Raw genomic sequence first — 24,231 nt, forward strand, 5'->3', positions numbered from 1 at the left:
GGTCCGCAGATTAGCACAGGCGAACTGCAGGCTGATGTGCTCTAAATGGGGTAAAGTTCCCCAGGATTATGTTACTCAGGTCGCAAAACGCGCCCTACCTCCCCCCCTCCTGTTAAGCTGACGCCGGATTGCTGGCACACTGGTACGGATAACCAATAAGAAATTGCCTGCGGGACAAAGGCCTACCATTTATTTTTTCCGGGACTCGGGCATGGTTGCTATCACCCTTACACCTAAAATCAAGAACCTCGACAAGCTTCTCGCGCACTGTCATCGCCGCCGCTACACCGCCAAAAGCACCATCATCTATGCGGGCGATCGTTGCGAAACGCTGTTCTTCATCGTCAAAGGCTCGGTCACCATCCTCATCGAAGATGACGACGGCCGGGAAATGATCATTGCCTACCTCAATGCCGGGGACTTCTTCGGCGAGATGGGCCTGTTCGAAAAAGAAGGCACGGAGAAGGAACGCAGTGCCTGGGTGCGCGCCAAGACCGAATGCGAGGTCGCGGAAATCAGCTACACCAAGTTCCGCGAACTGACCCAGCAGGACCCGGACATTCTGTTCGCCCTGGGCAGTCAGATGGCCGAGCGTCTGCGCAACACCACACGCAAAGTCGGTGATCTGGCCTTCCTCGACGTCACTGGTCGCGTTGCGCGCACCCTGCTCGACCTGTGCAAACAGCCGGACGCCATGACTCACCCGGACGGCATGCAGATCAAGATCACCCGTCAGGAAATCGGCCGCATCGTCGGTTGCTCGCGCGAGATGGTCGGTCGCGTACTCAAGTCCCTGGAGGAACAGGGCCTGGTGCACGTCAAAGGCAAGACCATGGTGGTGTTCGGCACGCGCTGAACCAGCCCCACAAAAAAGCCGGCTTGATTGCCGGCTTTTTTATGCGCGTTATTCGGGGTCGGTACCGATCACTGCGGGCCGGCCACGCTCGGGAAAGAACAGACGCTGCAATTCGCTGCCCGGACTTTCCGCACGCATGAAGGCTTCACCGACGAGGAAGGCATACACCTCGTTGATTTCCATCAGCTCGACATCGGCGCGATTGAGAATGCCGCTCTCGGTCACCACCATGCGATCACGCGGGATGCGCGGCAGCAGGTCGAGGGTGGTTTCCAGGCTGACATCGAAGGTGTGCAGGTTACGGTTGTTGATGCCCACCAGCGGCGTGTCCAGGGTATTGAGCGCACGTTCCAGCTCATCGCCGTCATGCACCTCGACCAGCACGTCGAGGCCGAAATCCTTGGCCACCGAGGCCAGCTCGGCCATGCGCACGTCATCCAGGCAGGAGACGATCAGCAGCACGCAGTCGGCGCCAAGGGCACGAGCTTCGACGATCTGGTACGGATCAACCATGAAATCCTTGCGGATCACCGGTAACGCACAGGCGGCGCGCGCCTGCTGCAGGTACTGATCGGCGCCCTGGAAGAAATCGATGTCGGTCAGCACCGACAGGCAGGTGGCGCCACCTGCCTCGTAACTGCGGGCGATATCGGCGGGGACGAAGTCGGCACGCAGCACGCCCTTGCTCGGCGAGGCCTTCTTGATCTCGGCGATCACCGCCGGCTGCTTGCGTGCCGCCTGCTCCTGCAGCGCGCGGGTAAAACCACGCGGAGCATCGGCACTACGCGCGGCGGCCTCGACCTCGGCCAGGCTGACCTGAACACGGCGCGCCGCCACTTCCTCGAACTTACGGGCGACGATCTTCTCCAGTACGGTTGGTACGCTCACCCTTCGTTCTCCTGTTTGAATACCGCAGTAAAGGACACCAGCTCTTCCAGCTTCTCGCGCGCCAGGCCGGTGTGCAGGGCATCATGCGCCAGCTGCACGCCTTCGCGCAGGCTGCTGGCATGATCGGCGGCATACAACGCCGCACCGGCGTTGAGCACGATCATGTCGGCGGCCTTCTGACCGTTTTCGGTCTTGCGCCGACCCAGCGCATCACGGATCAGCTCCAGCGACTGCTCGGCGTTGTCGACGGTCAGACCGATCAGGCTCTGGCTCTTGATGCCGAAGTCCTCCGGCTGGATGCGGTACTCGGAAACCACGCCGTTGTTCAACTCGGCGATGAAGGTCGGCGCGGCCAGGCTGACCTCGTCCAGGCCATCCTGGGCGTGCACCACCAGTACATGCTCGCTGCCCAGGCGCTGCAGCACTTCGACCATAGGACGGCACAGCGCCTGGCTGAATACGCCGATCACCTGATGCCTGGCGCCGGCCGGGTTGGTCATCGGGCCGAGCATGTTGAAGATGGTGCGCAAGCCCAGCTCGCGGCGCGGGCCGATGGCATGCTTCATCGCGCCATGATGGGCCGGAGCGAACATGAAACCGACACCCACGCTCTCGACGCAGCGCGCCACCTGCTCGGGCTTGAGACCCAGGTAAACGCCGGCAGCCTCGAGCAGATCAGCACTGCCGCTCTTGCCGGAGACCGCGCGGTTACCATGCTTGGCCACCTTGCCGCCGGCCGCCGCTACGACGAAGGCCGCTGCAGTGGAGACATTGAAGATATTCATACCGTCGCCGCCGGTGCCACAGGTATCGACCAGGCGCTCGGCATCGATCACCACAGGCGCGGCCAGCTCGCGCATGACGCTGGCGGCACCGACGATCTCGTCGATGGTCTCGCTCTTCATGCGCATGCCCATGAGGAAAGCGCCGATCTGCGCGTCGGTGCACTGGCCGGTCATGATCTCGCGCATCACCGCCTGCATTTCCTCGGTGCTCAGATCGAGCTGAGCGACGATCCGATTGAGGGCTTCCTTGATATTCATGCGCGCACGCCTCCGGTCTGCTTGAGGAAGTTGGCGAACAGTTCGTGGCCCTGCTCGGTGAGGATGGACTCGGGGTGGAACTGCACGCCCTCGACGTTCAGAGTCTTGTGGCGCAGGCCCATGATCTCGTCGACCGAGCCGTCTTCATGCTGGGTCCAGGCTGTGATTTCCAGACAGTCCGGCAGGGTTTCGCGCTTGACCACCAGAGAATGATAGCGGGTCACGGTGAGCGGGTTGTTGAGGCCGGCGAACACGCCCTTGTCCTCATGGAACACCGGGCTGGTCTTGCCGTGCATCACCTGACGCGCACGTACCACGTCGCCGCCATAGGCCTGGCCGATGCTCTGGTGACCCAGGCAGACGCCGAGAATCGGCAGCTTGCCAGCGAAATGCAGGATGGCCTCAATGGACACGCCTGCTTCGGTCGGCGTGCAGGGGCCGGGCGAGACGACGATGCGCTCGGGCTTGAGCGCTTCGATCTCGGCGATGCTCAGTTCGTCGTTACGCACCACCCGTACATCGGCACCCAGCTCACCCAGGTACTGCACGACGTTGTAGGTGAAGGAGTCGTAGTTGTCGATCATCAAAAGCATGGTACGGCTCCTCTTATTCCTGGGCCTGGACGGCAGTCTGTTCGGCTAGCGCAACGGCGCGGAACATGGCGCGGCGCTTGTTCAGGGTTTCTTCCCACTCCAGCGCGGGCACCGAGTCGGCAACGATGCCGGCACCGGCCTGCACATGCAGCTCGCCGTCCTTGATCACCGCAGTACGGATGGCGATGGCGGTGTCCATGTTGCCGTTCCAGGCGTAGTAGCCGACCGCGCCGCCATAGACGCCGCGTTTGACCGGTTCCAGTTCGTCGATGATTTCCATGGCGCGGATCTTTGGCGCACCGGACAGGGTGCCGGCCGGCAGGATCGCGCGCAGCGCGTCCATCGCCGACAGCTCAGGCTTGAGCTGGCCGGTGACGTTGGAGACGATGTGCATGACGTTGGAATAGCGCTCGATGACCATTTTCTCGGTGAGTTTGACCGAACCGATCTGCGACACGCGGCCAGTGTCGTTACGGCCCAGGTCGATGAGCATCAGGTGTTCGGCGACTTCCTTGGCGTCTGACAGCAGATCCTCTTCCAGTGCCTTGTCCGCTTCTTCGCTGGCGCCACGCGGGCGCGTACCGGCGATGGGGCGCACGGTGACTAGGCCATCCTCGACGCGCACCAGCACCTCCGGCGAGCTGCCGACCACATGGAAGTCGCCGAAGTTGAAGAAGTACATGTAAGGCGTCGGATTGATGCAGCGCAGTGCGCGGTACAGATCGATCGGCGCAGCCTGGAAGGGAATCGACATGCGCTGGGAGATCACCACCTGCATGCAGTCACCGGCCAGGATGTAATCCTTGATCGAGCTGACCGCGGCCTCGTAGTCGCCCTGGCTGTAGCTGGAGCGGAACGCCGGCTCCTCGCCTTGCGGCGCGGACAGATCCACACCCAGGCGCGGAGTGATCGGCTGACGCAGCTTGTGCTGGATTTCACGCAGGCGCGCTTGGCCTTGCTCGAAGGCGTCCGCCTGGGCCGGATCGACGAGAACGATGCCGTGCATCTTGCCGGCCAGGTTGTCGAATACCACCACGGCGTCGGAGACCATCAGCAGGATGTCCGGGGTGCCCAGCGCATCGGGATTGACGCCGGCGGCCAGCTTGGGCTCGACGTAACGCACGCTGTCGTAACCGAAGTAGCCCACCAGGCCGCCGTTAAAGCGCGGCAGGCCGGGGATGGTCGGCACCTTGTAGCGCGCCTTGAACTGCTCGACGAACTCCAGCGGGTCGGCACATTGGTGGCGCTCGACCTCGACGCCGTCGGTGCTGACCACGACGTCATGGCCATGCACGCGCAGCACGGTGCGCGCCGGCAGGCCGATGATCGAATAGCGGCCCCATTTCTCGCCGCCCTGCACGGATTCGAGCAGGTAGGAGTTGGGCGCGTCGGCCAGTTTCAGGTAGATGGACAGCGGCGTGTCGAAATCCACCAGGGTTTCGCAGGCCAGGGGAATGCGGTTATAGCCTTCAGCGGCTAAACGCAGAAATTCTTCATGGGTCATGATCAGCCTCATGGCTCGGGGAAAACGGTCGGGTGCAAACGGGCCGCGCGCAGCGGCAGGACGAGATCAGGCGCGCCAGCGCCAACGGGCCAGGGCCTTGATCACTTTCATCCAGAGTTTGCAGCTAACCACCACGGTGCGATCTCGACAGGCGGGGGAATAAAGAGAGCGGCCAAGGTAGCAGCTACAAGCCAAGCGCTGCAAGCGGGGCAAAGCGATAGCTTGGCGGGAGCGGATCTATCCGCGATATTCATCGCTGATTTCGCGGATAAATCCGTTCCTGCAAAAGCACAAAGAGCCCATCGACAGTTGAAGACTGGTCAGAGCAGCTCGGCGAGGCTATCGACCACCAGGTTCGGCTTTTCTTCGACAATCGGCCGGCCATGGTTGTAGCCATAGCTGACTGCAACGCAGGGCACGCCCGCCGCGTGAGCGGCCAGCACGTCGTTGCGCGAGTCGCCGACGAACAGCGACTGACCAGCCTCGACACCTGCCAGGTGCATCACTTGCAGCAACGCCGCTGGGTCAGGTTTCTGCTGCGGCAGGGTGTCGCCGCCGATGATCCAGCGAAAGTAACCGCCCAGGCCAACCTGCTCCAGCAGCGGCGCGACGAAGCGCTCCGGCTTGTTGGTCACCACTGCGAGTTCGACAGCCGCCGTGCTGAGAGCCTCAAGCAGTTCGTGCACGCCTGGGTAGAGCGCGGTCAGGCTGTGGCAGTCGGCGTAGATATCGAGAAAACGCGTCAGCGCCTGCTCCGTCTCCGCTTCGCCCACCGCCGCGTGATCCAGGCCGCCAGCCAGAGCACGGCGCACCAACACCCGCGCGCCATTACCGACCCAGTCGCGAACCTTCTCGACACCGGCCGGCGTACGACCCAGCTCGACCAGCATGCGGTCGACGGCTTCGGCCAGATCCGGCACCGAGTCGATCAGCGTGCCGTCGAGATCGAACATCACCAGGCGCGGCAACTCGTCGCCGCACAGCTCGCGCAGCGGTTTCATCCACGCACCTGGGCCAGTTCGGCGCGCATGGCGTCGATCACGGCCTTGTAGTCCGGCTGATTGAAGATCGCCGAGCCGGCGACGAAGGTGTCGGCGCCCGCTGCGGCGATCTCACGAATGTTCTGCACGTTGACGCCACCGTCGATCTCCAGACGGATTTCGCGACCGCTGGCGTCGATCAGCGCGCGGGCCTCGCGCAGCTTGTCGAGGGTGCCGGGGATGAACTTCTGCCCACCAAAACCGGGGTTGACGCTCATCAGGAGGATCATGTCGACCTTGTCCATCACGTACTTGAGCACGTCCAGCGGCGTGGCCGGGTTGAACACCAGGCCAGCCTTGGCGCCGCCGGCCTTAATCAGTTGCAGCGAACGGTCGATGTGCTCGGACGCTTCCGGGTGGAAGGTGATGTAGGAGGCGCCCGCCTCGATGAAGTCGCCGATGATGCGGTCCACCGGCTTGACCATCAGGTGCGCGTCGATGGGTGCGGTGATGCCGTACTTGCGCAGCGCCGAGCAGACCATCGGACCGATGGTCAGGTTGGGCACGTAGTGGTTGTCCATGACATCGAAGTGGACGATGTCCGCCCCGGCGGCGAGTACGTTATCCACTTCCTCACCCAGGCGGGCGAAGTCGGCGGACAGGATCGACGGGGCGATGGCGAAGGGTTGCATGGCGCACCTCTGAGTGCTTGATCACGGTGGCGGGCATTGTAACGGCTCAGAGGCTATCTGGCAGCGCCGCCTGACGACGGCGCACCAGGACAGGCAAGCCCTGCAGAGTGGGACGCGCTTCAGCGGCGAGCGTTGGCGGCTAGTGCCGATAGCAGTCGCGGCCAAAGCCCCTCCCACCGTGAGCCTGCGGCCTCAGATACCGCCGAGACAGAGGTATTTGATCTCCAGGTACTCATCCAGCCCGTACTTGGAGCCCTCGCGGCCCAGCCCCGAGGCCTTCATGCCGCCAAACGGCGCCACTTCGTTGGAGATCAACCCGGTGTTGATGCCGACCATGCCGTATTCCAGCGCCTCGCCGACGCGAAAGGCGCGGCCCAGATCGCGGGTATATAAGTAGCCAGCCAGGCCGAACTCGGTGTCGTTGGCCTGGCGCACCACCTCGGCTTCGTCACTGAAGCGAAACAGCGGCGCCAGCGGGCCGAAGGTTTCCTCACGCGCCACACACATGTCCGCCGTCACGTCGATCAGCACGGTGGGTTCGAAGAAGTTGCCGCCCAGCGCCTGGCCGCCCTGCAGCACCTTGGCGCCTTTATCCAGCGCATCGGCCAGATGCGCCTGCACCTTGGCCACGGCATTGGCGTCGATCAGCGGGCCGGTGGTCACGCCCGCTTCGCTGCCCTGCCCGACCTTCAACCTGGCCACCGCCGCCGCCAGCTTCTCGGCGAAGACGTCGTACACGCCGTCCTGCACGTAGATGCGGTTGGCGCAGACGCAGGTCTGCCCGGCATTGCGGTACTTGGCGACCATGGCGCCCTCGACCGCCGCGTCCAGGTCAGCGTCGTCGAAGACGATGAACGGCGCATTGCCACCCAGCTCCAGGGACAGCTTCTTCAGCGTCGGCGCACACTGCTCCATCAGCTTGATGCCGACGCCAGTGGAGCCGGTGAAGGACAGCTTGCGCACGATGGGGTTGGCGCACAGCTCGGAGCCGACCTCACGAGAACGCTCGGCATCGGCCGGCAGTACGCTGAACAGCCCGGCAGGAATGCCGGCGCGCTCGGCCAGCACGGCCAGCGCCAGCGCGCTGAACGGCGTCTGCGGCGCCGGTTTGAGCACCATGGCGCAGCCGGCGGCCAATGCCGGGCCGGCCTTGCGGGTGATCATCGCCGCCGGGAAATTCCAGGGGGTGATCGCTGCTGTCACACCCACCGGTTCCTTGGTCACGATCAGGCGCTTGTCCGGCTGATGACCGGGAATGGTGTCGCCATAGACCCGCTTGCCCTCCTCGGCGAACCACTCGATGAAGGACGCGGCATACAGCACCTCGCCCCGCGCCTCGGTCAGCGGCTTGCCCTGCTCGGCGGTCATGATCTGCGCCAGGTCTTCCTGATGGGCGAGCATCAGCTCGTACCAGGTGCGCAAACGCGTGGCGCGCTCCTTGGCGGTCAGCGCACGCCAGGCCGGCTGCGCGGCCTGGGCTGCGTTGATGGCGCGGCGGGTTTCGGCCGCGCCCATGTTCGGCACACAGCCCAGGGATTGACCATTGGCCGGGTTGAAGATTTCCGTGACGCTGCCGTCAGGCGCGTCGCACCACTGGCCGTCGACATAGGCCTGATGGCGCAACAAATCGGGGTCGATCAGTTTCATGTACAACTCCTACAGCCGAAGGAGCGCCTCCGGCTGCTCAACTCGAAAGAATCACTCAGCCGGCGGCAGATCCTTGGTGAAGGTCTGGTCGTTCTCGCCACGGAACATCCGCGCGCCGTAGATCAGCGCACACAGGCCGACGCCAATGGCGAAGGCCCAGCCGGCGCCCTTGATCGCCAACACCGCACCAATCACCCCGGCGATGCCCAGGTCGCGCTGGCTGCGCGCCTCCATGATGCCCAGGCGTACGCTGACATAGCCCTGGATCAGCAGGGTCAGCGCCAGCGCCACACCGAGAATCGGCTGCAACAGGGTTACCACCGGCAACAGCAGCAAGCCGGTGTTGGTGCCCCAGCGGAACCAGCCGACACCACCGTAGATGGACTTCATCGCCTTGGCGCCGCCCTTGAAGCGCTCGGTGATCACCACTTGCATGGCCGACCACTGCGGGCCGCACATGGCCACGTCCGGGCCGAAGATGCTCATGAAAGCGTTACGCCCCCCGAAGATCATGTGCGAGCGGTTGGGGTTGAAGTCGACCTTCTCGTCACTGCGCACATGATCGGCCTCGGAGAGAATCGCCCTGGCGCCGAGCACATCGCCGAACACCACCAGATAGGCGGCCAGCACGGTGGGAATGGCGGTGACGAACATCATGAGCGGCGGCATGCCGAGGCCGAACACGGTGTACTCACGCCACAGGGTGGCGAAGTCCGGCTTGCTGATGCCCCACTCGATGCTCGGCCACGGCGCCTCACCGAAGATCGGTGCAACCACCACGGCCAGCAGGATGATCGGGAAGATGCCCAGCTTGGCGAAGTTCCACCAGAAGCGGCTGCGCTTCTTCAGCTCCTGGAAGTGCATGGAGAACACCAGGTAGAAGGCGATACCGACGGCGATGGAGATGGTCCAGGGGAAGATGTCGAAGCGACCGCCCTCCTTGAACACCGTCACCACCGCACTGAGGCCGGCACCCATGATGATGCCGGCCTTGAGCGCCGAGGGCACCAGCGACACCACCTTGCGCGCCATGCCCGTCACTCCCAGTCCGATGGAGAACGCCCCCAGCATCAACTGGAAGGCAATCAATGCATGGATGCGCTCCTGCCCCTCCGGGAACTGGCTGCAGTAGGCCATCAGCAGCGGAATCGCCGGGGTGATCCAGCCCGGCACCACCGGGTCGCCGAGCAGGTGGTGGGTCAGATACAGCAGGCCGTTGAGCATGACCACCGCCAGCGCTACCTCGAAGGGCATGCCGAGAAATTCGGTCATCAGCGGGATAGCCGCCAGGTCCACCGCACACATGAGCAGGCCCTGCATGTAGTCGGAGGCTTCGAAGCGGTAATGAATGAACGGCAGACGCACCTTGAATGGCCCCAACGGCCAGTAAGGGGCTTCCACACCCAGTTCTTGTTGATGCAGTTCGGACATTTGAGTCACCCAGCTTTATTAGAGTTGTAAGCAGCGAGCCCCGGCATGAGCGGGGCTGTCCATCGGTTGTTGCAGAGAAATCAGTAGGCCGCGCGGTAGATCTGCTCGATGTCGCCGGCAGTCAGGCGACGCGGATTGTTGCGCATCAGGCGGTCGATCTTGCTGGCCTCTTCGGCCATCGCCGGGATGGCGTCCTCGGGCACGCCGAAGCTGCGCATGCCCTTGGGAATGTCGACGCTGGCGCACAGCTCGGCCATGGCCTCGACCGCCAGGTCGGCTGCCGCCTTGTCGCTCAAACCATGGGTTTGCACACCCAGGGCGGCGGCGATCTCGGCCATGCGCTCGACGCAGGCCAGTTTGTTCCAGGCCATCACGTAGGGCAGCAGCAAGGCATTGCTGACCCCGTGGGCGATGTTGAAGCGCCCGCCCAGCGGATAGGCCAGGGCGTGCACGGCGCCAACGCCGGCATTACCGAAGGCCATGCCGCCCATCAGACTGGCGGTGGCCATGTCCTCGCGCGCGGCCAGATCCGCCGGGTTGGCATAGGCCTTGGGCAGCGCCCTGGCGATCAGCTTGATGGCGCCAATGGCCAGCGCGTCGGTAATCGGCGAGGCATTGACCGACAGGTACGACTCCACCGCGTGCACCAGGGCATCGACGCCACTGGCAGCGGTGACGCCACGCGGGCAGGTCAGGGTCATCACCGGGCTGACCAGAGCCACGTCGGGCAGCAGGTAATCGCTGACGATGCCCTTTTTCAGCTGCGCCTGCTTGTCCGACAGAATCGACACGTTGGTCACTTCCGAACCGGTCCCAGCGGTAGTCGGAATGGCAATCAGCGGCGGCCCCTTGCGCTTGACCTGATCGACGCCGAACAGCTCTTCCAGCGCACCGTCGTGGCCTGCGTAACCGGCCACGGCCTTGGCGATGTCGATGGCGCTGCCACCGCCCACGCCGATCAGGCCGTCGTGGCCGCCGTCACGGTAGGCCTTGGCACAGGCTTCGACGATGGCGATTTCCGGCTCCGGCTCGACACCGTCGAAGATGCCATAAGCCCGCTCGCCCAGATGCTTGAGCACGTGATCGACCGTACCGGACTTGATCAGGATGGCGTCGGTGACGATCAGCGGGTTGGTGATATTCAGTCGAGGCAGTTCGACCGCCAGTTGCTCCACGGCGCCCTGGCCGGTCAGCAGCTTATTGGCGATCTTGAATGCGGCAATACTCATCAGCAGGCCCCTTATGCGTTGTTATGCTGAACGGGTTCGGGGCTTGCCATAGCCATTCCTGTGCCAGCTCGCTGAAAGCGGCGTGGCAGAAGGCTTGCGTCGATTTGCCACAGCGCGCTGCGGGCCGCGCTTGATCAGAAAACCAATCAGAACACCCTGATCTGATCCATTTTTCAATCAATCCTGTTCCCAGCGTTTCATCTTCTGCACCAGTGTCGCCTGGCTCAGGCCAAGCACCTTGGCCGCTTCGCGGGTGGTCTTGTGCTGCATCAGCGCCCGGCGGATAAGACGCCGTTCGAGGTTTTCCACCTGTTTGCGCAGTGGCAACAGGTCGTCGCCACCGGCATCACCGCGAGTGACGCGCATCTCCTCCGGCAGGTCGAACAGCTCTATGCGCTCGCCGCTGCTGGTGACCACCAGGCGCTCGACCAGATTGATCAACTCGCGGATGTTGCCGGGCCAGGCATAGTCGGTCAGGGCGTCGAGCGCCTCCAGCTCCCAGCTCAGCGCCCGGCCATAGCGCTGGTTGAACTCGGCCAGGTAGAAATCCAGCAGCGGTTGAATTTCCTCGGGACGCTCGCGCAAGGCCGGAATGTGGATCGGCACGACGTTGAGCCGGTAGTAGAGGTCGGCGCGGAAACGGCCCTCGGCGACCATCTTGCGCAGGTCGTGATGGGTGGCGGTAATGATGCGCACGTCCACCTCCTTCAACTCCAGCCCACCGACCGGAATGAAGCGGCTCTCCTCGATCACCTTGAGCAGCTTGACCTGCAACGCCAGCGGCAGATCGCCGATCTCATCGAGAAATACCGTGCCCTGGTGCGCCAGTTCGAGCAGACCGCGCTTGCCCTTGCTGCCGGCGCCGGTAAAAGCCCCCGGCACATAACCGAACAGCTCGGCCTCGATCAGGTTCTCCGGCAGCGCCCCGCAGTTCAGCGCCAGAAACGGCTGCGCCGCACGCGGGCTGCTCTTGTGGATGTAGTGGGCGATCAGGGTCTTGCCGACGCCGGTTTCCCCTTGCAGCAACACCTTCACATCACTGCCGGCGACCTGCCGGGCCTGCATGAACACACGCCCCGAAGCGGGCTTGTCGGCAACCGGCGAGGCATCGAGCAAATCGTCACGCTGCCCGGCATGCAGCTTGGCCGTGCTGTTGCGCAGCTGTTTCAGCTGCTGCAGCTCGTCGCGTTCATGCTTCATGCGCAGCAGCTCGGTCATGTCGCGCACGGTGCTGACCACATAACGCACCCGGCCATCGGCAGCGAAGATCGGCGTACCGCTGACCAGCAGGCGTTTGCCCTGGCTGACGCTCTGCATCAACGACAGCGCCTTGCCTTCCTTGAGCACGCGCAAGGACACCGACTGCGAGATCACGCCCTGCTCCACCAGCGCCTGCATGTGCTGGCCGACCACGTCCTCGGCACGCAACCCGGTCAGGCGCTCATAGGCGCTGTTGACCTTGAGGGTAATGCCGTCGGCATCGGTGATGTAGAGGCCGTCATGCAACGCGTCGATCAACTCGCGAAAACCGGGATCATCGAAGTCCATCTGGCCGCCTTGTTACGCCGGTAAAACGGAACATTCTACGCCCAGAAACGAACAAGGCCTCGCTGGTTTCACGGCGAGGCCCTGGTCTTGCAGTTGCGGTGATCTATTCCGGCGTCGAGGTACGCAGCTTCTCGCTACGCCCGCGCAGCCACTCCAGAGTCAGCAGCAGCAGCACCGAAAAACCGATCAGCAGCGTGGCGGCGGCGGCGATGGTCGGCGACAGGTTCTCGCGGATGCCGCTGAACATCTGCCGTGGCAGGGTGGCCTGCTCCGGACCGGCGAGGAACAGGGTCACCACCACTTCATCGAACGAGGTGGCGAAGGCGAACAGCGCGCCGGAAATCACCCCGGGCGCGATCAGCGGCAAGGTCACGCGGCGGAAGGTGGTGATCGGCGAGGCACCGAGGCTGGCGGCAGCGCGCACCAGGTTGTGATTGAAACCCTGCAGCGTGGCCGACACGGTGATGATGACGAAGGGTACGCCGAGCACCGCATGCACCAAAATCAGCGACAGGTAGCTGTTGCCCAGGCCCAGCGGCGCGAAGAACAGGTAGCTGGCGACACCGATGATCACCACCGGGACGATCATCGGCGAGATCAGCAGGCTCATCACCAGCGCCTTGCCGCGAAACTCGCCACGGGTCAGGCCGATGGCCGCCAGCGTACCGAAGCCCATGGCCAGCATCGTCGCCGCCGGGGCGATGATCAGGCTGTTCTTCAGCGAGCGCATCCAGTCGGCGGACATGAAGAAGTCCTCGTACCAGCGCAGCGAGAAGCCCTGCAGCGGGTAGACCAGAAAGGTGCCGGAGTTGAACGACAGCGGCACGATCACCAGCACCGGCAGGATCAGAAACAGCAGCACCAAGGCGCAGAAGATGCGCAGGCCGTAGTACCAGAGGCGCTCGACAGGTGACATGTAGGGGCTGAGCATGGCTGTGACTCCATTTAGCTTTTAGCTCCCCTCTACCGCTGGCGGGAGAGGGGTTGGGGGAGAGGGTTTGCTAAACAGCCGCCCTCTCCCGCCCTTCGGGCACCCTCTCCCGCAAGCGGGAGAAGGTCATCAGATGGCCTGCTACGCAGGCGTGTTCTATGGCCGCTTTTAGCCAAGCCTCAGCTTGCTGGCGCCGACCAGCCAGCTGTACACCACATAGAGCACCAGGGTCGCGGCCAGCAGCAGGCCGCCGAGGGCCGTGGCCATGCCCCAGTTGATGGTGGTGTTGGTGTAGAAGGCGACGAAGTAGCTGATCATCTGGTCGTTCGGGCTGCCCAGCAGCGCCGGGGTGATGTAGTAGCCGATCGACAGGATGAACACCAACAGGCAACCGGCGCCAACACCGGCCAGGGTCTGCGGGAAGTACACCCGCCAGAAACTGGCGAACGGATGACAACCGAGCGACACCGCCGCACGCATGTAGCTGGGCGAGATACCCTTCATCACGCTGTAGATCGGCAGAATCATGAACGGCAGCATGATGTGCACCATGGCCACATACACGCCGCTGCGGTTGAACACCAGTTGCAGCGGCTGCTCGATGATCCCCAGCGAGATCAGCGCGCTGTTGATCAGACCGCCCGACTGCAACAGCACAATCCAGGCGGCAACCCGCACCAGAATCGAGGTCCAGAACGGCAGCAGCACCAGAATCATCAGCAGGTTGCCGGAGCGTGTCGGCAGGTTGGCCAGCAGATAAGCCAGCGGATAGGCCAGTACCAGACAGATGGCGGTAATCACCAGGCTCATCCAGAAGGTACGGGCAAAAATGTCCAGATAGATGGCCTGATCCGGCGTGGCCTTGGCCAGTTCGCCCAGATCGTCGATGCGGTGATCGAGAGCAGCCAGCAGGTAATACGGCGTCACTGACGATGCATTACGGCGGATCACTTGCCAGTAGGCAGGGTCGCCCCAGCGCTCGTCCATATCGAGGAAGGCTTCCTGGTAGGACGCCGGCTCCTCGCGCAACGGCAGCTTGCGTGCGGTGCTGCTGACCAGGCTGCGAAAGCCCGCCAGCTCCATGTTCAGGCGCTTGGACAGATCGCCCAGGCTCTGGTTACGCCGCGCCTCGAGCATATCGCTGGCAATCGCCCGGTACGCTGCCTCATCCGGCAGACCACGGCCATCCCAGGCAGCAATCGCCTCGACGGTGCGCGGCAGGCTGCCAACCACTTCCGGGTTGTCGACGCTGCGCATCAGCAGCGCGCCGATCGGCAGCAGGAAGGTCAGCAGGAGGAACAGCAACAGCGGCAGGATCAGCGCCTTGGATTTCAGGCGATTGAAACGCTCGGCACGAGCCAGTCGCTGCTTCAGGCTCGGCCCGGGCAAATCGTTGGCAGGCAGTACGGCGGCCATGGACAACTCCGCAAGCAAGAGAGAAATTCAGACGGCCCCACCGCAGGGCGGGGCCGGATAGGCGACTTAGCAGGCCGTTGAAAAACGTAGACGAGGCTGGCTGGCCTAGGAAAAAACAGCCGAAAAAGCGCAGTTTACGTGCTGTAAATGAGCATTTTGACTGGGCTCGCACGCGAGGCTGTTTTTAACGACGGCCAGGCAACGCAGGTAGTTTTTCAACAGCCTGTTAACGCGCGGCCCAGGCGTTGAAACGCTGCTCCAGCTGCTCGCCGTAGTCAGCCCAGAAGGTCACGTCGATGGCCACCTGGTTGGCGATGTTTTCCGGGGTGGTCGGCATCAGGTTCAGACGTTCCGGCGCCAGCAGCTCGATGGCCTTCTTGTTGGCCGGACCGTAGGCGATGTTTTCCGAATAGGTCTTCTGCGCTTCGGGCTTCACCGCATAGGCAATGAACGCCTTGGCCACTTCGGCGTTCTTGGCGCCACGCGGAATGGCCCAGGAGTCGAAGTCGTAGATGCCGCCGTTCCACACCACCTGCAGGTTGCTCTCGGCCTGCACTGCCGCGATACGGCCGTTGTAGGCCGAGCTCATGACCACGTCACCGGAGGCGAGGTACTGCGGCGGCTGGGCACCAGCTTCCCACCACTGGATATTGGGTTTCAGCTCGTCGAGCTTCTTGAACGCGCGATCCTGGCCTTCCTTGGTGGCCAGCACCTTGTACACGTCCTTGACCGGCACGCCGTCGGCCATCAGGGCAAATTCCAGGGTGTACTTGGCGCCCTTGCGCAGACCGCGCTTGCCCGGGAATTTCTGTACGTCCCAGAAGTCGGCCCAGCTGGTCGGTGCCGTGCTCAGTTTGTCGGCGTTGTACGCCAGCACCGTGGACCAGACGAAGAAGCCCACGCCGCACGGCTGGATGGCGCCGTCGATAAAGTTGGCCTCGTCGCCGAACTGCGCCGGGTCGAGCTCCTCGAACAGGCCCTCGTCACAGCCACGGGCCAGCTCCGGCGACTCCACCTCGACCAGATCCCAGCTCACACTGCGGGTGTCGACCATGGCTTTGACCTTGGCCATTTCACCGTTGTATTCGCCGCCGATCACCTTGTTGCCGGTGTCCTTCTCGAAGGGTTCATAGAACGCCTTGACCTGCGCCGCCTTGTTCGCGCCGCCGAAGGAAACCGCTGTCAGATCCACCGCCAGTGCCGGCATGGCACAACTAACGCCCAAGGCCAAAGCCGCGAGCTTCAGGGATTTCGTCATTCTTATCAGCTCCTCTGTGTTACGGGGTAAAGGTGAAGCACTGCGCGAAAGGCTCACTCGACGTGGAGTGGATCCAGCGCGCGGACATGCTCGACAGACCAGCCGAGCGGAACCAGGTCACCAACCGTCAGCGCCGGATCGAGCTCGGCCACCGGTTGTTTGACGTAGAAATCGGATTGGCCGCAAACCTCCATGCGAATGCGCACGTGGTCGCCCAGGTAGATGAACTCGGCGATGCGCCCGGAGAAACGATTCGGGCAGGCCTCGCTGTGACCGTTCAGGCGAATGCGCTCGGGGCGAATCGACAGGCTCACCTGCTCGCCCACGGCACCGACGTTGACCGCCGTGGCCTTGATTTCCTCGCCACGCGCCAGGCGCACCACGCACTGCTCGCCATCGCGGCTGACCAGCTCGCCAGGCAGGCGGTTGTTCTCGCCGATGAACTGGGCGACGAAGGTGTTGTGCGGGGTTTCGTATAGCTCGCGCGGCGCGGCGATCTGCTGGATCTCGCCCTGATGGAACACCGCCACGCGGTCGGACATGGTCAGCGCCTCGCCCTGATCGTGGGTCACGTAGACCACGGTCACGCCCAGGCTCTGGTGCAGATGCTTGATCTCCATCTGCATGTGCTCGCGCAACTGCTTGTCCAGCGCACCGAGGGGTTCGTCCATCAGCACCAGCTGCGGCTCGAACACCAGCGCGCGGGCCAAGGCCACACGCTGCTGCTGACCACCGGAGAGCTGGCCCGGATAACGGTTGCGGAAGCTGTCGAGCTGCACCATCGACAGCGCGCGCTTGACCCGCTCGCTGATGTCGGTGCGCGACATGCCGCGCACGCTCAAGGGGAAGGCCAGGTTCTCCGCCACGGTCATGTGCGGGAACAGCGCGTAGTTCTGGAACACCATGCCGATGTCGCGCTTGTGCGGCGGCAGTTTGTTCAGCGAGCGGCCATCGAGGAGGATTTCGCCGGCGGTGGGCGTCTCGAACCCGGCCAGCATCATCAGGCTGGTGGTCTTGCCGGAACCGGACGGGCCGAGCAGAGTCAGAAACTCACCCTTGCGGATATCCAGGTTGAGGTCTTTGACGATCAGCGTTTCGCCGTCATAGCTCTTCTGCACGCCACGGAAGCTCACCAGTACATCGTTTGCCATCACACCACACCCTTGTTCTTGTCTCAGGCCGATGGCCAAGAGTAGGCCGGCGCGACAGGCTGAAAAATCGGGCGGGATGACAAGCTGATATCAGGCGCGAGGAGAATCTTGTGTAGGGCTCGCCCTACAAATTCCGAGCGATTGGCTCGGTTATCGAAGACACCCCATGGGTAGGGTGGACATCGCTTTTCATGTCCACCGATGCGGATGTACTCGTACCGCAACGGTGGATGAAAAGAGCGTCATCCACCCTACGCCGGCCATGCAACCGCGTGTTGCAGGAGCGCCCGATCAGACCAGGCGATGCTCCATGGCGTAGCGCACCAGGTCGGCCACCGAATGCGCACCGAGCTTCTGCATCAGGCGCGCCTTGTGCGTACTCACCGTCTTGTTACTCACCGCCAGGTGCAGGGCGATATCGTTGACGCCCTCGCCACGTACCAGGCGCTCGAACACCGAGAACTCGCGCTCGGACAGTTGCGCGTGGGGCGGGCGCGAATCGGTCAGGCCGACCTCGAAGACCATGCGGTCGGCCAGCGCCGGGTCGATGTAGCGACCGCCGCTGGCCACCTTGCGGATCGCCGTGATCAGCAGCGCCGGATCGCTGTCCTTGGTCGCGTAGCCGGCGGCGCCGGCCTTGAGCGCGCGCGCCGCCATCTGCGCTTCGTCGTGCATGGACAGCACCAGAATCGCAGGGGCGCCAGTCAGCGTACGGATCCGCGGAATGGCTTCCAGACCGTTGACGCCGGGCATGGAGATATCCAGCAGCACAACGTCACAGGGTGTGCGGCGCAGCACGTCGAGCAGTTGCTCGCCATTGCAGGCCTCACCCGCCACCTCGAGATCGCGGGCCATGCCAATCAGTTGCTTGATGCCTTCCCGCACGATGGTGTGGTCTTCGGCCACCAGTACCCGAATCACGCTGCGTTCTCCTCATCCAGGGTTATGCGCGCGCACAGGGTAGTGCCCTCGCCCGGCTGACTGTCAATCTGCAACTGGCCACCGAGCATGAGCATGCGCTCCTGCATGCCGACCAGGCCGAAGGATTGCCCCGGCTTGCGCAGCGCCGGATCGAAGCCCTTGCCATCGTCGGCCACCGACAGACACAGGGCGCCGCCCTCCTGCCACAGACGCACCTCGACGCTGTGCGCGCCGGCGTGACGCATGACGTTGGTCAGCGCCTCCTGGAGGATGCGGAACAGGCCGATGGCCTGGGCATCGGGCAAACGCGGCAGGTGCTCCGGCACCTCCACCAGACAAGGAATCTGCGTGCGTTCCTCGAAGCGGCGCACCTGCCATTCGATGGCCGAGGCAATGCCGGCATCGAGAATCGGCGGGCGTAGCGCCGTGGCGACATCGCGCACCAGCTGGAAGAGCTGGGCGATCAGGCGCTTCATGCTGGTCAGGCGCTCGTCCAGCTCAGGAATCTGCCCGGCGCAGACCAGCTCGCACATGGCGGTTTCCAGCTTGAGCACGGTCAGCACCTGGCCCAGCTCGTCATGCACTTCGCGGGCGATACGCGCCTTCTCTTCCTCGCGCACGCTTTCCAGGTGCGCCGACAGTTCACGCAGACGCCCGCGCGAATCGGCCAGGGCCAGCTCGGCCAGCTTGTTCTCGGTGATGTCCCAGAGAATCCCGTCCCAGACCACCCGGCCATTGCCCAGCGGGCGCGCGGTGGTACGGATATCGGCCCACAGCACCTCCTGCTCGGCGGTGAGGATGCGCCCCTGCCAGTACCAGTCGCTCTCGCCCTGCAGCGCCAGGGTCTGGCTGTTGAGGTAGCTGCTCAGATCCTGCGGGTGCACCAGGCTGCGGATACCGCGATCCTCACACTGCAGCTCGCGGGCCGGCCAGCCGACCATCTCCTGGCTGGCTTCGCTGATGTAGGCGAAATTGACCACCGCACCCGGCCCGGCACGTTCCAGACGAAACACCAGACCCGGCACGTTGCCAGCGATGCCCTTGAAGCGTGCCTCGCTCTCCTCCAGCGCGGCGCGGGCGCGGCGGCGCTCGGTGACATCGCTGAGAAACACCACCAGGTACTCGGCCTGGCGATAGCGCAGAAAACTCAGCGAGACGTCAGCCGGCATGCGGCTGCCATCGGCGCGCAGACAGTCCACCTCGAAGCTCGGTGAACCTTCATCCTGCTCACGCACGCGCTTCCACAGGTTGAGCCAGCGGTCCATGTGCAGGCCGGGCTCCAGCTGGCTCAACGGTTTGTCCACCAATTCGCCGCTGGCGTAGCCGAGCATGCGTTCGGCCGCGCGGTTGGCATACCGCAGGTGGCTGTCCCAGTTGACCCAGAGAATGCCCACGGTGCTGTGGTCAATGGAGAACTGGCTCAGGCGCAGCGCCTCGGCGGCCTGCTGGTGACGATCCAGCTCGCCACGCGCGCCAAGCAGCCCGCGCTCGAGCAGACGGGTCTGCTGGCGCTGCCGATACAGCGCCGTGCCGATGATCAGTAACAGCAGGCAGAGGAACAGTGCCAGGGTCTTCCAGAAGCCGACGAAGTCGGTGGATTGCGGATAACGCAGCGGCATCCAGGTGTCGCGCAGCTCCTCCAGCTCGCGTGCAGGCAGTGCTTGCAGGGCCCGGTCGACAATCCCGGACAACAGCGGCTGATCGCGGCGCGTGGCCAGACGCAGCAGCTGCGGCAAGCCGATATCCCCGACGATGCTCAGGTTGGAAAAGCGCGACTCGCGCAGCAGCAGGCTGAGGCTCGCTTCATCGAGCACCGCATAGCTGACCTCCTGATTCAGCACCAGCAGCAAGGCGGCGCGATCCGAAGGCGTTGCGCGCAAACGCAGGTTGCTATGGGTGCGCGCCAGATATTCGGCCGCCTGGCTCGGTGTGCGCAACGCCACCATCTGCTCCAGCGGCAGTTGGTCGAGATCCACCGCGCCACTGCCACTGCGCTCGCCAACCACCAGATGCGGCACACGCAGATAGGGCATGGAGTAATGCCAGATACGCAGGCCGGCGGGCGTCTGCTGCAGGCCTGGCGCCAGGTCGACATCGCCGGCGCTGGCGGCCCGCTCCAGCGCCGCCAGGTCTGGATACACACGCCAGTCGGGGGCGACGCCCATGCCTTCGAGCAAACGCTGCATCAGCTCGACATTGGCGCCGGTCAATTGCCGGTTCTGCCCGCGCTGTACCCAGGGCGCCTGCTGGATCAGGCCCACGCGCAACTGTGGATGTTCCTTGAGCCAGGCGCGCTGCTCAGCATCGAAAGCCGGACGCAATGGCAGGCGCGCGCTCTCGGCCCAGACGCCGGAGGTAGCCAGTACCAACAGGAAGGAGAGGAAATGGAGAAGGGACTTCATGTACGGTGAATCCGCTGACGCGATCCCCTACCTTACTCCAGTCTTGTGCCAATGCCCTGACAAAAGCGGGGCTCGGCATTGGCAGGCCGTTGAAAAACTGCCTGCGCTGGCAATACTGCGTTAAATAACATCCTGGCGTGCGAGCCCAGGCAAAATGCTCATCCGCAGCTCGTGCAATCCGCTTGTTTGGCTATCTTTCGGCTCTGCCATCGGTCGCCTACGCTTTTCAACGGCCTGTCAGGCTCTGCAGCAGACCCCAAGGAGCTTCATCGATGCGTCTCAACTCACTCGCACTGTTCGGTTTCTGCCTGTTCTGCGCCGCCACGAGTTGGGCACAGGAGCCGACCCAGGACGCTCAGAGCACTGCGCCTGGCGAGGCCGGCACACCGTCATCGAACGAACGTGCGCCACTGCCCGAGCGGAGCGTCAGCGACGCACTTGCACTGGAGCAACGCCTGGACAAACGCGAGCAGCAGATGCTGCAGGCCGGCACCGAGAGTTTCCTCGCCCTGTGGCTTCCGGCCAACGTTGGCGAGCCCAGTGGGGCGGTGATCCTGGTGCCTGGTGACGTGGAAAACGCCGACGGTGCTGCGGCCGTCGGTCCGTTGCGGCGCAAGCTGCCGGACGCTGGCTGGCACAGTCTGAGCCTGACGCTGCCGGACCCCGATGGCGACCCGCTGCCGCTGCGTGATGCCAGCGCCGAAGCTGCAGCTGCGCAAGGTGAACCTGCCACGACCGAGAACGCTCCCGCAGCCGATAGCAGGGCTCCTGCGGCGGACGGCGCACAGCCCACGGACAGCCCGGAGCAACGGCGTCAGGCTCACGTCGAGCGTGTGATGGCGCGCATCGACGCCGCCATTGCCTTCGCCAGCCAGCAGCAGGCCAAGGAAATCGTCCTGCTCGGCCACGGCAGCGGCGCCTACTGGGCCGCGCGCTACCTGAACGAACGCAAGCCCGCGAATGTGCAGAACCTGCTGATGGTGGCGGCCGAACTGCCCACAGGCTTCGCTCCACCGCTGGACGAGTTGGTCGCGCAACTGCCGGTGGCCACCGGCGACTTCTTCTACAAGGACCAGGCCACCGATCGCAGCGCAGCCCTGAAACGCCTGCAGGCCAGCAAGCGGGCCAAGCTGCCCACTTATATACAGGTGGCGATGAAGGCGCTGCCGGGCAATCTGGATGTCCAGGAAGAGCAGCTCTACCGCCGCATACGTGGCTGGCTGAAACTGCATATACGCGCCGCCGGCAGCTAGCAGGGCAAAAAAGCTCGACTAGCGCATCCCCCGACGCTGACGAATCAGCGCATAGGCCTGATGCAGTTGTCGCGTGATGTCGGTCGCCTCACGAATGCGCTCAGGTGAAGCGCCTGAACCTGCCAGCTTGTCCGGGTGATGACGACTGAGCAGGCGCCGGTAGGCACGCTTGATCTGCTCAGGCTCACTACTTTCGTCCACGCCCAGCAGCCGCAGCGCCTCCTGGTAACTGCCCCCGGCAGGCGTGGGTTGCTGACTGCGGCGCGGTGCGTATTCGTCGCCCAGGCTATCGAGTCGGGCACTGTCCCAGCCGAGCCATTTGCCCCAGAGCAGAATCAGCTCATGCTCACTGGCCGACACTCGCCCATCGACCCAGGCCATGCGCCAACAGGCTCGCAGCATGGCATCCGCGCGTTCGCGCTGACGCTGCAGAGGAGCACGCAGATTGTCACGCCCGGTCTTGCCTCGAGCGAAAGCTTCGATGGCGCGCCGCTGAGCCAGCGGGTCCAATCCCAACCGTTGCATTTCCGAGCGCGCCTGCTGGATATGGCTCTGCACCACCCGGCCGTCGCTCTTGGCCAGACGCCCCAGCATCAGAAACAGCAGCTCGTCATCCGCCGGCGCAGCACGACCCCCCAGACGCTCGCGCAGGTTGTCCCAACCATGCAGGCGCAGTCGGCGATCCAGCACCTGGCCAAGCAACCCGCCCAGCAAGGCACCTGGAATGCTGGCCAGAGCGAGTCCGGCCGCGGCGCCGAGCATAGTGGCCGGCCACAACACCTAACGAGCCTCCTGCAACAAACGCTCGACCTCGGCCAGGCGCTCGTGGGTACCGACATCGACCCAGCAGCCGCCATAACGCTCACCACTGACCTGCCCTGCCGCCATGGCCTCACGCAGCAGCGGCGCCAGCTTGAACGCGCCAGGCGTAGCACCAGCAAAGAGACGCGGATGCAGTACGGCGAGACCGCTGTAGGTCAACCGCTCCCCCGCCTCGTCTGCATCACTCACCTGCCCCTCTGTCACGACGAAATCGCCCTGCGGGTGATGCGCCGGGTTATCCACCAGTACCAGGTGCGCCAGGCCGGCGAGCGGTTTGCGTAACGCAGCGAAAGGGTAGTCGGTGAAGACGTCGCCATTGACCACCAGAAACGGCTCAGCGCCCAGTAGCGGCAGCGCCTTGAAGATGCCGCCGCCGGTCTCCAGCGGCTCTCCCTCGGGTGAATAGACGATCCGTACGCCAAAGCGCGAACCATCGCCCAGATGGTCCTCGATCTGCTGGCCCAGCCAGGCGTGGTTGATCACCAGCTCGGTGAATCCCGCCGCCGCCAGTGCCCGGATGTGGTACTCGATCAACGGCACGCCGGCCGCCTTCACCAGCGGTTTCGGCGTATGCAGGGTCAGCGGGCGCATGCGCTCACCCTTGCCCGCTGCGAGGATCATCGCCTTCATGCACGCGCCCCTTCATCCACTGCCAGAGTGGCCAACAGTTCACCCAGCTCGGCCAACTCCGGTCGGCGAGCCAGCACGGCCTCGATATAAGCGAAGAAACGCGGCACGTCGCCCAGGTACTTGGGCTTGCCATCGCGGTGACAGATGCGCGCGAAGATGCCGATGACCTTGAGGTGGCGCTGCACACCCATCAGGTCGCTGGCGCGCAGAAAGTCCTCGAACGCTGGCTGCACCGGGATACCCGACGCTTTCGCGCGCTGCCAGTAATCCTGCAGCCAATCCTGCACTCGCGCTTCGGGCCAACTGAGAAACGCATCCTTGAACAGGCAGGTGATGTCGTAGGTAACCGGGCCGTTGACCGCGTCCTGGAAATCCAGCACCCCAGGATTAGGCGTGCTCTGCATCAGGTTGCGCGGCATGAAGTCGCGGTGCACCACCACCTTGGGCTGCGCCAGGGCGCTGTCGATCAGCAACTGGCTGATGCGCTGCCAGGCGGCCTCTTGTTCAGGTGTAAAGGTACGCTGCAGATGGCGCTGCACATACCACTCTGGAAACAGCTGCAACTCACGACGCAGCAAGGCATCGTCGTAATGCGGCAGGTTGCCATCGAGCGGCAGGCGCTGCTGCTGCAGCAAGGCATTGATGGCGTCGTCGAACAGCTTGTCGGCGTTGTGTTCATTTATGACGTCCAGATAGGTCTGCTGGCCCAGATCGTCGAGAATCAGGAAACCCTGTTGCAGATCGGCAGCCAATACCTGCGGCACATGCACACCTGCACTGGCCAGCAGGGCAGCGATACGAACGAACGGCTCGCAGTTTTCCTGCGGCGGCGGTGCATCCATCAGAATCAGGCTGCGCGCACCCGCCTGCCAGCGAAAATAACGGCGAAAACTGGCGTCACTACTGGCCGCAGTGAGCTCGGCGGCAGGCACCGCCCCCCAGTCGCGCGCGGCGAACAGAAGGGGCAGTTGCTCGGCGAGCCAGGTGTGCAGCTGTTGCAGACGTACATCGTGTTCAGACATCAAGGGGTCTCCGA

General features: G+C 63.9%; 20 protein-coding genes and 1 pseudogene. 2 read left to right on the plus strand and 19 right to left on the minus strand.

The annotated features are described in order from the left end of the window. Window positions 1-211: 211 nt before the first annotated feature. Complete coding sequence (crp, locus tag PCLY_RS22775; protein ID WP_037000119.1) at window positions 212-856, plus strand: cAMP-activated global transcriptional regulator CRP; 645 nt, start codon at window positions 212-214, stop codon at window positions 854-856. A gap of 48 nt (window positions 857-904) precedes the next feature. On the opposite strand, the gene trpC is transcribed toward crp, so the two are convergent. The 16 genes and pseudogenes from trpC to PCLY_RS22855 form a co-directional block, all read right to left on the minus strand. After that, window positions 905-1,744 (minus strand): indole-3-glycerol phosphate synthase TrpC, encoded by an 840-nt coding sequence (gene trpC / locus PCLY_RS22780; protein WP_061242593.1) that lies wholly within the window; start codon window positions 1,742-1,744, stop codon window positions 905-907. Further along, window positions 1,741-2,787, minus strand: a complete 1,047-nt coding sequence (trpD, locus tag PCLY_RS22785; RefSeq protein WP_061242595.1) for an anthranilate phosphoribosyltransferase — start codon at window positions 2,785-2,787, stop codon at window positions 1,741-1,743. The genes trpC and trpD overlap by 4 nt, the downstream gene beginning before the upstream one ends. Beyond that, on the minus strand, window positions 2,784-3,380 hold the full coding sequence (locus PCLY_RS22790; protein WP_061242597.1) for an aminodeoxychorismate/anthranilate synthase component II: 597 nt from the start codon (window positions 3,378-3,380) through the stop codon (window positions 2,784-2,786). The genes trpD and PCLY_RS22790 overlap by 4 nt, the downstream gene beginning before the upstream one ends. 13 nt (window positions 3,381-3,393) lie before the next feature. Next, on the minus strand, window positions 3,394-4,884 hold the full coding sequence (trpE, locus tag PCLY_RS22795; RefSeq protein WP_061242598.1) for an anthranilate synthase component I: 1,491 nt from the start codon (window positions 4,882-4,884) through the stop codon (window positions 3,394-3,396). A gap of 66 nt (window positions 4,885-4,950) precedes the next feature. Continuing rightward, window positions 4,951-5,885 (minus strand): annotated as a pseudogene (locus PCLY_RS22800) (phosphoglycolate phosphatase). Then, the gene (gene rpe, locus PCLY_RS22805) at window positions 5,882-6,556 is read right to left on the minus strand and encodes a ribulose-phosphate 3-epimerase (RefSeq protein WP_061242602.1); all 675 of its coding nucleotides are present in this window, start codon (window positions 6,554-6,556) and stop codon (window positions 5,882-5,884) included. Before rpe ends, PCLY_RS22800 begins: the two are co-directional and overlap by 4 nt. A 192-nt stretch (window positions 6,557-6,748) precedes the next feature. Further along, complete coding sequence (gene gabD, locus PCLY_RS22810; RefSeq protein ID WP_061242604.1) at window positions 6,749-8,203, minus strand: NADP-dependent succinate-semialdehyde dehydrogenase; 1,455 nt, start codon at window positions 8,201-8,203, stop codon at window positions 6,749-6,751. Between the two features lie 51 nt (window positions 8,204-8,254). Further along, entirely contained in the window at window positions 8,255-9,634 is a 1,380-nt protein-coding gene (locus tag PCLY_RS22815; protein WP_061242606.1) for a hypothetical protein, read from the minus strand. Window positions 9,635-9,714: 80 nt separating this feature from the next. Continuing rightward, complete coding sequence (locus PCLY_RS22820) at window positions 9,715-10,863, minus strand: iron-containing alcohol dehydrogenase (protein ID WP_061242609.1); 1,149 nt, start codon at window positions 10,861-10,863, stop codon at window positions 9,715-9,717. A 177-nt stretch (window positions 10,864-11,040) separates the two neighbouring features. Beyond that, window positions 11,041-12,411 carry a sigma-54 interaction domain-containing protein gene (locus PCLY_RS22825; RefSeq protein WP_061242612.1) on the minus strand — a complete coding sequence of 457 codons (1,371 nt, stop codon included), beginning with the start codon at window positions 12,409-12,411 and terminating at the stop codon, window positions 11,041-11,043. Between the two features lie 103 nt (window positions 12,412-12,514). Next, the gene (locus PCLY_RS22830; protein ID WP_061242613.1) at window positions 12,515-13,342 is read right to left on the minus strand and encodes an ABC transporter permease; all 828 of its coding nucleotides are present in this window, start codon (window positions 13,340-13,342) and stop codon (window positions 12,515-12,517) included. Between the two features lie 168 nt (window positions 13,343-13,510). Beyond that, window positions 13,511-14,758: an ABC transporter permease gene (locus PCLY_RS22835; RefSeq protein WP_061242615.1), complete on the minus strand. Its 1,248-nt coding sequence runs from the start codon at window positions 14,756-14,758 to the stop codon at window positions 13,511-13,513. Between the two features lie 226 nt (window positions 14,759-14,984). Further along, window positions 14,985-16,016: an ABC transporter substrate-binding protein gene (locus tag PCLY_RS22840; RefSeq protein WP_061242618.1), complete on the minus strand. Its 1,032-nt coding sequence runs from the start codon at window positions 16,014-16,016 to the stop codon at window positions 14,985-14,987. Window positions 16,017-16,069: 53 nt separating this feature from the next. Continuing rightward, window positions 16,070-17,167, minus strand: a complete 1,098-nt coding sequence (locus PCLY_RS22845) for an ABC transporter ATP-binding protein (RefSeq protein WP_061242620.1) — start codon at window positions 17,165-17,167, stop codon at window positions 16,070-16,072. Between the two features lie 291 nt (window positions 17,168-17,458). Next, window positions 17,459-18,088, minus strand: coding sequence for a response regulator (locus PCLY_RS22850; RefSeq protein ID WP_061242622.1), 630 nt, complete (start codon window positions 18,086-18,088; stop codon window positions 17,459-17,461). Further along, window positions 18,085-20,490, minus strand: a complete 2,406-nt coding sequence (locus PCLY_RS22855) for a PAS domain-containing sensor histidine kinase (RefSeq protein WP_061242625.1) — start codon at window positions 20,488-20,490, stop codon at window positions 18,085-18,087. Before PCLY_RS22855 ends, PCLY_RS22850 begins: the two co-directional genes overlap by 4 nt. 272 nt (window positions 20,491-20,762) lie before the next feature. On the opposite strand from PCLY_RS22855, the gene PCLY_RS22860 reads away from it, so the two are divergent. Beyond that, window positions 20,763-21,743 carry an alpha/beta hydrolase family protein gene (locus PCLY_RS22860; RefSeq protein WP_061242627.1) on the plus strand — a complete coding sequence of 327 codons (981 nt, stop codon included), beginning with the start codon at window positions 20,763-20,765 and terminating at the stop codon, window positions 21,741-21,743. Window positions 21,744-21,761: 18 nt separating this feature from the next. On the opposite strand, the gene PCLY_RS22865 is transcribed toward PCLY_RS22860, so the two are convergent. Genes PCLY_RS22865 through PCLY_RS22875 form a run of 3 tightly spaced genes read right to left on the minus strand, consistent with a single transcriptional unit; the run spans window position 21,762 to window position 24,217 of the window. Then, a complete protein-coding gene (locus PCLY_RS22865; protein ID WP_061242629.1) occupies window positions 21,762-22,523 on the minus strand; it encodes a DnaJ domain-containing protein in 762 nt (253 codons plus the stop codon). Beyond that, window positions 22,524-23,195 (minus strand): N-acetylmuramate alpha-1-phosphate uridylyltransferase MurU, encoded by a 672-nt coding sequence (murU, locus tag PCLY_RS22870; protein ID WP_061242631.1) that lies wholly within the window; start codon window positions 23,193-23,195, stop codon window positions 22,524-22,526. Next, window positions 23,192-24,217 (minus strand): aminoglycoside phosphotransferase family protein, encoded by a 1,026-nt coding sequence (locus PCLY_RS22875; protein WP_061242633.1) that lies wholly within the window; start codon window positions 24,215-24,217, stop codon window positions 23,192-23,194. Before PCLY_RS22875 ends, murU begins: the two co-directional genes overlap by 4 nt. Window positions 24,218-24,231 lie beyond the last annotated feature (14 nt).

The sequence above is a fragment of the Ectopseudomonas composti genome (assembly GCF_001567565.1).
Classification (GTDB): domain Bacteria; phylum Pseudomonadota; class Gammaproteobacteria; order Pseudomonadales; family Pseudomonadaceae; genus Aquipseudomonas; species Aquipseudomonas composti_A.